The 12,299-nt window shown below is 48.5% G+C and carries 8 protein-coding genes; 6 read left to right on the forward strand and 2 right to left on the reverse strand.

What is annotated here, in order from left to right; translation table 11 throughout:
* Positions 1 to 4 precede the first annotated feature (4 nt).
* On the reverse strand, positions 5 to 718 hold the full coding sequence (gene ubiG / locus GMA8713_RS05685) for a bifunctional 2-polyprenyl-6-hydroxyphenol methylase/3-demethylubiquinol 3-O-methyltransferase UbiG (protein ID WP_062706704.1): 714 nt from the start codon (positions 716 to 718) through the stop codon (positions 5 to 7).
* 711 nt (positions 719 to 1,429) lie between these two features.
* Between ubiG and gyrA the strand changes: the two genes are divergently transcribed.
* Positions 1,430 to 4,069, forward strand: a complete 2,640-nt coding sequence (gene gyrA, locus GMA8713_RS05690; RefSeq protein ID WP_062706705.1) for a DNA topoisomerase (ATP-hydrolyzing) subunit A — start codon at positions 1,430 to 1,432, stop codon at positions 4,067 to 4,069.
* Between the two features lie 254 nt (positions 4,070 to 4,323).
* Positions 4,324 to 5,406 (forward strand): 3-phosphoserine/phosphohydroxythreonine transaminase, encoded by a 1,083-nt coding sequence (serC, locus tag GMA8713_RS05695; protein WP_062706707.1) that lies wholly within the window; start codon positions 4,324 to 4,326, stop codon positions 5,404 to 5,406.
* A gap of 58 nt (positions 5,407 to 5,464) precedes the next feature.
* Here serC and GMA8713_RS05700 read toward each other — a convergent pair whose 3' ends face one another.
* Positions 5,465 to 6,220, reverse strand: a complete 756-nt coding sequence (locus GMA8713_RS05700; protein ID WP_062706775.1) for an MBL fold metallo-hydrolase — start codon at positions 6,218 to 6,220, stop codon at positions 5,465 to 5,467.
* A 303-nt stretch (positions 6,221 to 6,523) separates the two neighbouring features.
* Here GMA8713_RS05700 and GMA8713_RS05705 point away from each other — a divergent pair, with 303 nt between their 5' ends.
* The 4 genes from GMA8713_RS05705 to rpsA all read left to right on the forward strand — a co-directional run bounded on the left by GMA8713_RS05705 (position 6,524) and on the right by rpsA (position 12,260).
* Complete coding sequence (locus GMA8713_RS05705; protein WP_062706710.1) at positions 6,524 to 7,903, forward strand: uracil-xanthine permease family protein; 1,380 nt, start codon at positions 6,524 to 6,526, stop codon at positions 7,901 to 7,903.
* 447 nt (positions 7,904 to 8,350) lie between these two features.
* The gene (gene aroA / locus GMA8713_RS05715; RefSeq protein WP_062706713.1) at positions 8,351 to 9,634 is read left to right on the forward strand and encodes a 3-phosphoshikimate 1-carboxyvinyltransferase; all 1,284 of its coding nucleotides are present in this window, start codon (positions 8,351 to 8,353) and stop codon (positions 9,632 to 9,634) included.
* A gap of 165 nt (positions 9,635 to 9,799) precedes the next feature.
* Complete coding sequence (cmk, locus tag GMA8713_RS05720) at positions 9,800 to 10,486, forward strand: (d)CMP kinase (protein ID WP_062706715.1); 687 nt, start codon at positions 9,800 to 9,802, stop codon at positions 10,484 to 10,486.
* A gap of 103 nt (positions 10,487 to 10,589) precedes the next feature.
* Positions 10,590 to 12,260, forward strand: a complete 1,671-nt coding sequence (rpsA, locus tag GMA8713_RS05725) for a 30S ribosomal protein S1 (RefSeq protein ID WP_062706717.1) — start codon at positions 10,590 to 10,592, stop codon at positions 12,258 to 12,260.
* The last annotated feature ends 39 nt before the right edge of the window (positions 12,261 to 12,299 follow it).

A 12,299-nucleotide genomic window follows, 5' to 3' on the forward strand; every position in this document is an offset into this window, starting at 1 on the left:
CGGATTATTCCGGGCTTTGAGTATGTACGATGTAATTCACGTCCACATTACGTGGTGACAGCCAGTATCGATCCGTCAGCGGGTTGTAATGTAATCCTGTCATGTGCTGTTCCTGAAGTGGCGTGTAGTCGATCATCTTCAGCAATTCAGAAGGGCGGATGAACTTGTTATGGTCATGCGTGCCTTTAGGCACAATCTTCATCACATGCTCTGCACCAACAATCGCAAACAACCAGGATTTAGTATTGCGGTTTAGGGTAGAGAAGAATACGTGACCGCCCGGTTTTACCATCTTCGCACAGGAAGCAATCACAGACGCCGGATCGGGTACATGCTCCAGCATTTCCATGCAGGTCACCACATCGTAATGGCCCTGATGTGCTTCAGCATGTTCTTCGGCGGTAGATTGTACATAAGAGACTGTCGCGCCTGTTTCCAGCGCGTGCAAACGTGCCACCGTTAGCGGCTCTTTGCCCATATCGAGGCCAGTCACATCGGCACCTTCTCGTGCCATGCTTTCTGCCAGGATACCGCCACCACAACCCACATCGAGTACTTTCTTGCCAAAAATCCCGCTGCTTTTCTCAATCACATAGTTGAGGCGAAGGGGATTGATTCGGTGTAAAGGCTTGAACTCACCTTCCAGATCCCACCAACGGGAAGCCATGTCTTCGAATTTTTGAATTTCCGCCGGATCGACGTTGAGTTGGGTTGTCATCTACATCTTATCCCTAAAATTTTTTTCCATTATACCCGTTTTGATTGCTATTGCAGGTGGAAGATTTGTTGTTGAAAGCAACGATAATGAAGTCTCAATGCATTAAATATCGTTACGGTTGGTATGTAGAAAAGGATTGAGTGAGGCGATCACAGAGCCGGAGGCAGACCCCCGGCGAGATTGGAAAAGTCGTGGTTATCGTGTTGGAGAAAAGTTAAGCGGCATTGGTTACTGCAACAGCAGCCAAAAGCCCCAATAAAGTGTATTTTCCAACAATGATGGCCATACCCACAGCATTGATAGCTTGATGTAACATAGCGCCCCCTGATTTTTTTAGCGACACTTTTTTGTGTCATGGGTATTTTCCCCTACTGAAAAAGGGGATATTGAGATCAGGTTCCCATTTTAATTTTCCATCCTTTATTACATCCGGATCCGTGAGGTGGATGGTTTTATCGGCTGAATGCGATTTAGCGGGCTTTGGATATGAAAAAAGACGCCTGAGCGCTTCTCAGCCTTTCTGGCAAATTTTGCTAGTTCCACCCTGCGGCTGAGCGTTTTTTCGCCCTGTCGTGCGTTAGAGCGCCAAAATAAGAGTAATTCGTGATTTATCTCGGGTTTAGGCTATGACTCTTTGCCTGCTTTTGTGGTATTCTCACTAGTCTTGCACGTAGTCATTTTTGACATACTTACCTGAGGGATATTGGCTCCATGAGCGATCTTGCTAAAGAGATCACGCCCGTCAACATTGAAGAGGAGCTGAAAAGCTCATACCTCGACTACGCGATGTCCGTTATCGTGGGTCGAGCTCTTCCAGATGTGCGTGATGGCCTGAAGCCTGTACACCGCCGCGTTCTTTTCGCGATGAATGTACTGGGCAACGACTGGAACAAAGCATATAAAAAATCTGCACGTGTTGTTGGCGATGTGATCGGTAAATACCACCCACACGGTGACAGCGCTGTTTACGATACCATTGTTCGTATGGCTCAGCCGTTTTCACTGCGTTACATGCTGGTCGATGGCCAGGGTAACTTCGGTTCGATCGACGGCGACTCAGCGGCAGCAATGCGTTATACCGAAGTTCGCATGGCGAAAATCGCCCATGAACTGCTGGCTGACCTGGATAAAGAAACTGTCGATTACGTTCCTAACTACGACGGTACTGAGCAGATCCCAGAGGTAATGCCTACCCGTATTCCAAACCTGCTGGTTAACGGTGCGTCCGGTATCGCAGTAGGTATGGCGACCAATATTCCTCCGCATAACCTGACAGAAGTTATTAACGGTTGTTTGGCTTATATTGAGAATGAAGACATCACGATTGAAGAGCTGATGACTCACATTCCGGGCCCTGATTTCCCAACGGCTGCAATGATCAATGGCCGTAAAGGCATTGAAGATGCTTACCGCACCGGTCGAGGCAAGATTTATCTGCGCTCAAAAGCAGATATTGAAGTCGAGAAGAACGGTAAGGAAACCATCATCGTTACCGAGATCCCTTATCAGGTGAACAAAGCACGTTTGATCGAGAAGATCGCCGAGCTGGTTAAAGATAAGAAGATTGAAGGCATCAGTGCACTGCGCGATGAGTCTGACAAAGACGGTATGCGCATTGTTATCGAATGTAAGCGTGATGCGGTAGGTGAGGTTATCCTCAACAACCTGTACGCACAAACGCAGCTTCAAACCTCTTTCGGTATCAACATGGTTGCGCTGGACAACAACCAGCCACGCCTGTTTGGCCTGAAAGATATGCTGAAGTGCTTCGTGAATCACCGCCGTGAAGTGGTGACACGTCGTACTATTTTCGAGCTGCGTAAAGCACGTGACCGTGCCCACATCCTTGAAGGTTTGGCTATTGCACTGGCGAATATCGATGAGATCATCGAGATGATCCGCAATGCACAAACCCCTGCGATTGCGCGCGAAGAGCTGCAAAACCGTGGTTGGGATCTAGGCACTGTGGCTGCAATGCTGGAAGCAACCGGTGTTGATGCTGCACGTCCTGAGTGGCTGGAAGACGAGTTCGGTGTTCGTGACGGTAAGTACTACCTGACTGAACAACAAGCGCAAGCTATCTTGGATCTGCGCCTGCACAAACTGACAGGTCTCGAGCACGAGAAGATCCTGGATGAATACAAAGAGCTGCTGGCACTGATCGGCGAGCTGATGTTCATTCTGTCCAGCCCTGAGCGTCTGATGGAAGTGATCACCGAAGAGCTGACTGCTGTTCGTGATGGTTTTGGCGATGAGCGCCGCACTGAAATCACAGCTGCAAGTGCTGACATCGACATCGAAGACCTGATCAATCAGGAAGATGTTGTTGTAACCCTGTCGCACGAAGGTTATGTGAAGTATCAGCCTCTGACTGACTACGAAGCGCAGCGTCGTGGCGGTAAAGGTAAGTCAGCGACTCGCATGAAAGAAGAAGACTACATTGAGCGTCTTCTGGTGGCGAATACACACGATACTATTCTGTGTTTCTCAAGCCGTGGCCGTATGTACTGGCTGAAGGTTTACCAATTGCCTCTGGCATCACGTACTGCTCGTGGTAAGCCGATTGTTAACCTGCTGCCTCTGGAGCAGGATGAGCGCATCACTGCGATCCTTCCTGTTAAAGAGTACGAAGAAGACAAGTTCGTATTCATGGCCACCGGTGACGGTACTGTGAAAAAGACACCGCTGACTGATTTCAGCCGTCCTCGTAGCGCAGGTATCATTGCAGTGAATCTGCGTGAAAACGACTCTCTGATTGGCGTTGATATCACTACTGGTGATAACGACATCATGCTGTTCTCGAAGTCTGGTAAAGTTGTTCGCTTCAACGAAGGCCAGGTTCGTGGCATGGGCCGTACAGCGGCTGGTGTTCGTGGTATCAAACTGGCAGAGGGCGACAAAGTTGTTTCTCTGATTGTTCCTCACAACGAAGGTGATGTTCTGACGGTAACTGAAAACGGTTACGGTAAGCGTACTGAGCTTGTTGAGTACCCAGCGAAGAGCCGTGCAACCCAAGGTGTTGTATCGATCAAGGTTTCTGAGCGTAACGGCTGTGTAGTTGGTGCGGTTCAGGTAGAAACCGGTGATGAGTTCATGATGATCACCAACGCAGGTACGCTGGTACGTACCCGTGTGGCAGAAGTCAGCCAGGTTGGCCGTAACACCCAGGGTGTGACGCTAATTCGTACCTCGGAAGACGAGAAAGTGGTTGGTCTTCAGCGCATCGATGAGCCTGATGAAGAGTTACTGCCATTGGATGAAGACGGTGACGTTGACGCAGAAGCAGAAGCGCAACCAACTGCCGAAGCACCATCAGAAGACTCAACAGATGGAGAAGCGACCGAGGAGTAATTCCTGGCCTGCATTCATCAATCTGAAAAAAACGCAGCATTCGCTGCGTTTTTTTATCCCCTTTTTAATTGTGTCGTCATTAGATCAACACTTTCCGTTCCAATCGCTTGCGAAAGGTGATAAAACAAAACGAATAACAATTCATCACGGCTTCTCACTGCCGCCATTTGCGGGCGTTGTCGGGAATGAATTTCCTCAGTGACAAAATTAGAAAGCCAAAAATAAGCGATTTAATGCAGGAGCATTCAAAAATCATGGAAAAGGTATATAACTTCTCTGCTGGCCCGGCGATGTTGCCGGAAGCGGTTCTGGAAAAAGTACAGGGTGAACTGACTAACTGGAACGGCTTGGGTACATCCGTCATGGAGATTTCCCACCGCAGTAAGGAATTTCTGGCTGTTGTTGATGAAGCCGAGAAAAACCTCCGTGAACTGCTGTCTATTCCTGATAACTACCATGTTCTTTACGCACAAGGCGGTGCCCGTGCCCAATTTGCTGCGGTGCCAATGAACCTTTTGGGCAGCAACACCATTGCTGACTATGTGGACGGTGGTTACTGGGCGGCAAGTGCAGTAAAAGAAGCCAAAAAATACTGCACACCGAATGTGGTTACCGTCAAAACAGAAATCGATGGCAAACGCGCTATCCTTCCAGCAAAAGACTGGAAGTTGAGTAGCGATGCGGCTTTCGTTCACTTCTGTCCAAATGAAACCATTGATGGTATTGAAATTCGCGATTTGCCAGAAACAGACAAACCAATCGTGGCAGATATGTCTTCAACGATTCTGTCTCGTCCAATCGATGTGTCTAAGTACGGGGTGATTTACGCCGGTGCGCAGAAAAACATCGGTCCTGCTGGCATCACGTTAGTGATAGTTCGCGACGATCTGTTGGGCAAAGCCAAGGATTTCCTGCCGAATGTATTGAACTACACCACGCTGGTAGATAAAGAGTCTATGTTCAATACGCCACCGACATTTGGTTGGTATTTGGCGGGTGAAGTATACAAATGGCTGAAAGAGCAGGGCGGTGTGGAAGCCATGCAGAAGAAGAATGAAGAGAAAGCTGCGTTGCTTTACGACTTCATTGATGGTTCGGACTTCTACGTGAACAACATCCATGCTGACAACCGTTCTTTGATGAACGTGCCTTTCCAGTTGGTGAATCCTGAGCTGGATGCGAAATTCCTGGCTGAATCAGATGCGCTTGGTCTAAAGGCGCTGAAAGGTCACCGTGATGTGGGTGGTATGCGTGCATCTATCTACAATGCGATGTCTTTGGAAGGTGTTCAGGCACTGGTTGCCTTTATGAAGGACTTCGAAGCCAAAAACGCGTAATAAGCCAGGTTTGCGCTTACCACCGCGTTTTAGAAACCGCCGCTAATCGGCGGTTTTTTTACGCAGCTTTTTTGAAAATTGCACGCCTGACTTTCGCTTTCACCGAGCGCCAATGTGTGATCGGGCGGTTCGGTGAACGCGCTCTCAAATGAGCGATAACTTCTTCCGTCAATTCAATTTCACCGCCATGTGCAAGCCACACGCCTCGAGGCTTTAGTTGTACGATTTTATCGACAGACGCTTTGTAGCGGTTAGGGTAGAAGACGGGGAAAGGCGGAATGTAACGTCCTTTGACTGTGACCATTAAGTCGGCCACGTAAACGTGATGTGTCGGTGCATGGTAGAGAGACAAATCGCGATCGGTATGTCCTTGGGTAAAAAGTGCTTTCCACTCGATAAAGCCGGGCAGTGGCTCTTCATCATTCAACATCACATCTGCTTTCAGCTTTCTGTTGTACCAAATGTTTTTTGCTGGTTGGCCTTTCCGTTTGGCCACCCACTTTGCCAAAAGTAAGTCGCTCCAATGCATTAGAAAACCATCCAGTCCTTGATACCAGTCGCCTGACACATTGGCTGTGGCTATCTGACAGCCCGACAAATTGCGAAATTTTACCGCACCACCCGCGTGATCGGGGTGCATGTGAGTGACAACGACCAACTTCAGATCGTTTAAAGGGCGGTTCAGCTCTTCGGTGATGAACTGGCAGACTTTATCAACGTCAGCCCGGCTGCACCCATCTAAGAGCAAGAGTCCATGATGATGCTCCGCAAGGTAAATGGATTGAATGTAGCCGTCTAACTGGTGCAGTTTGATCAGTGTCGACACGTGGGACTCCTCTCTCATCAGACCAGTGAGAGTATACCCGTTTGTATCAATTTTTCTGCCTATTTGTAGTTGAGGTGTTAAATCAGAACAAAGCGTAAGCACTTGACGCAAACGGTTTCCGCAACCGATTGCTTTTGGTTTCTTCCCGGATAGAATGGCGCGAAATTTCCTTCAGCCCAATCACTTAACTGATTGAATGCTCTGAGTAACAGCAATCACAGAGAGAAGCATTCCATCAACTGCTCTACCCATTCAGCGTATTGCAGTGAGTGAGTTTAAATAGGTATAACAATGAGCTCTCAGCGCCTATCAGAAAACGTTCGTCCATCGGAATTAGTCTATCGACTGGATGACCGACCACCCTTACCACAAACGCTTTTTGCTGCTTTCCAACACCTCCTGGCGATGTTTGTCGCGGTGGTGACGCCATCTTTAATTATCTGTCAGGCACTTGGGCTTCCTACGAGTGACACCAACACCATTGTGAGCATGTCTCTGTTTGCATCAGGTATCGCCTCGTTTATCCAAATCCGTACTTTTGGCCCCTTAGGGTCAGGGTTGTTATCCATTCAAGGCACCAGTTTTAATTTTCTGGGACCAATTATTGGCGCAGGTCTGGCGATGAAGGCAGGCGGTACGCCAACGGAAACCATGATGGCCGCGATCTTCGGTACCATTATGGTCGCTTCCCTGACTGAAGTTTTTCTTTCCCGTGTGCTGGAGCATGCGCAGCGCATTATTACGCCGCTAGTATCGGGTATCGTCGTTACCCTGATTGGATTGACTCTGATTCAGGTAGGCTTAACCTCGATGGGTGGTGGTTATGCAGCCATCGAAAACGGCACCTTTGGTGATTTGAAAAACCTGTTGCTGGCGGGTTCAGTGCTGGCTGTGATCGTCTTTTTGAATCGTATCGATAATCCTTATCTACGTGTATCGTCGATTGTGATCGCGATGACAGTCGGCACAATCATCGCCTATGCCTTGGGTATGGTGAACAGCGCACCAACAGAAGATGTCGCCTTCTTTGCCATCCCACAGCCGATGCAGTACGGCATCTCATTCGACTTTGCGCTACTTATTCCTCTCATCATTGTCTTTTTGGTGACCTCTCTTGAGGCGATTGGTGATATTACGGCGACTTCGGAAACATCGGAGCAGCCCGTGTCAGGGCCGATTTACATGGAACGAATCAAAGGCGGTGTATTGGCGGATGGTGTGAACTCGGCATTGGCGGCTGTATTGAACAGTTTCCCTAACTCTACGTTTAGCCAGAACAATGGCATTATCCAGTTAACAGGCGTTGCAAGCCGTTATATCGGTTACTTCGTTGCGGGTATGCTGGTGATTTTGGGTCTTTTGCCAGGGGTAGCAACGCTGGTTCAGCTCATTCCGGAACCTGTACTCGGCGGCGCAACCATTGTGATGTTCGGTACCATTGCGGCCTCGGGTATCCGTATTATTTCCCGCTGTGAGCTCAACCGTCGCGCGATTCTCATTATGGCGCTTTCATTCTCAATGGGTTTGGGTATCGCGCAAAAACCGGAAATCCTGCAGTTTATACCTGAGTGGATCAAAAACATTCTTTCGTCAGGTATGGCAGCGGGTGGCCTAACGGCTATTGTTCTAAATCTGGTGTTGCCGCTAGACGATGATCTTAAAGACGGCTAACCGAACCTTGCCAAAAGGGTAGTGATAATTGTGTTTATCGTCGCTACCCGTCTCTAATCTCTATCAAATGCCGCTTTTTTTCCACGCAATGGGCAATGTTCAAAACGGTTGATCTTTTTTGTGGCTATGGTGAGAGTCGTATTTTTTCACTGACTCTGATTTCGTTGTGCGTCATGATTTACTTCTTTACTGGGATTCAATTTGCTGGGGAATACGCTGGGTTTCAGCATTCCCAACCTTTTGATGCCAATATGATTGCATTTTTTGATTGCCTATATTAAGGCGTGGTGACCTTTACGATCGCACTGTTCGTTGTAGTTTTTGTGAAGAAAATGACCCGTTAGACACAGGAACATCAATTGATCTTTAAAAGCAGCAAAGGGTAGCCCCAGCGCTGCTTTTTCGTTACTCTCGAGGTACGAAAAATTAAGGATTTATTTTGTTCAGATGGAGCAGTTGACGCTACAACCTATTTCTAAAATTAACGGTGAAGTGAATCTTCCCGGTTCTAAAAGTGTTTCTAATCGCGCACTTCTACTTGCCGCGCTGGCGAAGGGCACAACCCGCCTGACCAACCTGCTGGATAGTGATGACATTCGCCATATGCTCAATGCTTTGAGCAAGCTGGGCGTGACTTATCGTTTGTCAGCTGACAAAACTGAGTGTGAAGTTGAAGGTCTGGGCGGCGCATTTAAAACGTCTGAACCCCTTGAGCTTTTCCTTGGGAATGCTGGTACTGCGATGCGCCCTTTAGCGGCGGCGCTATGTCTTGGCGAAGGTGAATACGTGTTGACGGGTGAGCCGCGCATGAAGGAGCGTCCAATCGGACACCTGATTGATGCGATGCGTACTGTCGGTGCAGACGTGACCTATCTGGAAAATGAAAACTATCCACCTCTAAAAATCGTCAGTCAGGACATTCAGGGTGGCGATGTAGAAATCGATGGGACGATTTCAAGCCAGTTCCTTACCGCGCTTTTGATGACGGCTCCGCTTTTTAGTGGTAATACCAACATTCGAATCAAAGGCGATTTGGTTTCAAAGCCTTACATCGACATTACCCTGCACATCATGGCGCAGTTTGGTGTTGAGGTGGCGAATAATGATTACCAGACTTTCCATGTGAAGGGTAACCAATCATACACCGCGCCGGGTGATTTCCTGGTCGAAGGTGATGCATCATCAGCGTCTTACTTCCTTGCCGCTGCTGCCATAAAAGGTGGTGAAGTGAAGGTGACGGGGATTGGTAAAAAGAGCGTACAGGGTGATGTGAAATTTGCTGATGCGCTGGCTTTAATGGGGGCTGATATCCAGTGGGGCGATGATTATGTGATAGCTCGTCATGGAGAATTGAAAGCCGTCGACTTGGATTTTAACCATATCCCTGATGCGGCGATGACAATTGCTACCGCAGCACTTTTTGCAGAAGGCACCACATCTATTCGTAACGTGTACAACTGGCGCGTGAAGGAAACGGATCGCTTGGCTGCTATGGCCACTGAACTTCGTAAAGTTGGTGCGGAAGTGGAGGAGGGGGACGACTACATTACCATCACTCCAACACCAAACCTACAGCATGCAGCGATTGATACCTATGATGATCACCGTATAGCGATGTGTTTCTCGCTGGTTGCTTTGGGTGGTACGCCTGTGACCATTAATGACCCAAAATGTACCTCTAAAACCTTTCCTGACTACTTCGACAAACTGGCATCTTTATCGGAAACTTAATGAGACAGTTTGTAAGGGACAGACAACAGGTCAGCGATCCGCTGGCCTGTTTTTTTTACCTAGACTTCCCTATAATACGCCACCGATTCTATGGAGTAATTCGCGGTAAACTGGTGAGTATTCATCAACTAAATTGCTCTATTTTAAAACGATCTGGAGAATTATATGTCTACCCAAGCACCCGTAATTACTGTTGATGGCCCTAGCGGTGCTGGAAAAGGTACCCTTTGCATGCTGTTGGCAGAGAAGCTGGGCTGGCATTTGCTTGACTCTGGCGCGATTTATCGCGTGCTTGCGTTAGCGGCTATTCACCATGGCGTTAACCCTGATTCGGAAGAGGCTTTGGTTCCTTTGGCTGCCCATTTGGACGTACAGTTCAAAGCTGAAGGTGATCTGGTAAAAGTGATCCTAGAGGGTGAGGATGTGTCCAGCGAACTGCGCAAAGAGGAAACGGGTATGGCGGCATCGAAAGTGGCAGCTTTACCTCGCGTTCGTGAAGCCCTTCTGCGACGCCAACGCGCGTTTGCAGAAGCACCTGGATTAGTAGCTGATGGTCGCGATATGGGCACGGTCGTCTTCCCAAAGGCGGAAGCGAAAATCTTCCTAGACGCAAGCGCTGAAGAACGCGCCCAGCGCCGCATGAATCAGTTGCAACTAAAGGGGTTAGATGTTAACTTTGACCGCCTTTTGAGCGAAATTCAGGAACGTGATGATCGTGACCGCAACCGAGCAGTCGCACCATTGCGTCCCGCAGACGATGCATTTGTTCTGGACTCAACCTCTCTCAACATTGAGCAGGTGCTAGAGCAAGCATTGTCCTATATTGAAAGTAAACTTACCGTTGCTTCTTAAAAGCAGCGGGTTTAACCGTTGGTCGCAAGGATGAAGACTGACACTACTATCAACCCCACGTGGTAGGACACCCGTGGTAGTTTAAATATTGAAGATTAAATTAATGACTGAATCTTTTGCTTCACTCTTTGAAGAATCTCTTAAAGAGCTAGAAACCCGCCCAGGTGCGATCGTTAAAGGTACTGTAGTTGCTATCGAGAACGGTTACGTTCTGGTTGACGCAGGCCTGAAATCTGAATCTTCTATCCCAGCAGAGCAATTCAAAAATGCTGCTGGCGAGCTGGAAATCGAAGTTGGTGCTGAAGTAGACGTAGCACTGGACGCGATTGAAGATGGTTTCGGTGAGACTCAACTGTCTCGCGAAAAAGCGAAGCGCCACGAAGCTTGGATCCAACTGGAGAAAGCTTACGAAGAAGCTGAAACTGTTATCGGTGTTATCAACGGTAAAGTTAAAGGCGGTTTCACTGTTGAGCTGAACGGCATTCGTGCGTTCCTGCCAGGTTCACTGGTTGACGTGCGTCCAGTACGTGACACTGCTCACCTTGAAGGCAAAGAGCTGGAGTTCAAAGTTATCAAGCTGGACCAGAAGCGCAACAACGTTGTTGTTTCTCGTCGCGCGGTTATCGAATCTGAAAACAGCGTTGAGCGTGATGAACTGCTGGCTTCTCTGCAAGAAGGCATGGAAGTTAAAGGTATCGTTAAGAACCTGACCGACTACGGTGCATTCGTAGATCTGGGCGGTGTTGACGGCCTGCTGCACATCACTGACATGGCTTGGAAACGCGTTAAGCATCCATCAGAAATCGTTAACGTAGGTGACGAGATTCTGGTTAAAGTTCTGAAGTTCGACCGTGACCGCACTCGCGTATCACTGGGTCTGAAGCAACTGGGTGAAGATCCATGGGTAGCAATCGCTAACCGTTACCCAGAAGGTCACAAACTGACTGGTCGCGTAACCAACCTGACTGACTACGGCTGCTTCGTTGAAATCGAAGAAGGCGTTGAAGGTCTGGTACACGTTTCTGAAATGGACTGGACTAACAAGAACATTCACCCATCTAAAGTTGTTAACGTGGGTGACGAAGTTGAAGTTATGGTTCTGGACATCGACGAAGAGCGTCGTCGCATCAGCCTGGGTCTGAAGCAATGTAAAGCTAACCCATGGCAGTCGTTTGCAGAAATGCAAAACAAAGGCGATCGCGTAACGGGTAAGATCAAGTCAATCACTGACTTCGGTATCTTCATCGGTCTGGACGGTGGCATCGACGGTCTGGTTCACCTGTCTGACATTTCTTGGAATGTTGCTGGTGAAGAAGCAGTTCGCGACTTCAAGAAAGGCGACGAAATCTCTGCAGTTGTTCTGCAAGTAGATGCTGAGCGTGAGCGTATCTCTCTGGGCATCAAGCAGATGGAAGAAGACCCATTCAACAACTACCTCGCTGACAACAAGAAAGGTGCGATTGTTAAGGGTAAAGTAACTGCAGTTGACGCAAAAGGCGCAACCGTTGAGCTGATCGAAGGCGTTGAAGGTTACCTGCGTGCTTCAGAAGCATCACGTGACCGCGTTGAAGATGCAACTCTGGTTCTGGCTGTTGGCGACGAAGTTGAAGCGAAGTTCACCGGTGTTGACCGTAAGAACCGCGTAATCAACCTGTCTGTTCGCGCGAAAGACGAAGCTGAAGAGCAAGAAGCAATGGCAACTCTGAATAAAGCTGACGAAGCTGCGTTTGGTAATGCAATGGCTGACGCGTTCAAAGCTGCCAAAAGCGAATAATTAATGTGAAGTGAGGGGGAAAAATTCCCCCTCTACAGT

Source organism: Grimontia marina (genome assembly GCF_900060185.1).
In the GTDB taxonomy this organism is placed as follows: Bacteria; Pseudomonadota; Gammaproteobacteria; order Enterobacterales; family Vibrionaceae; genus Enterovibrio; species Enterovibrio marinus.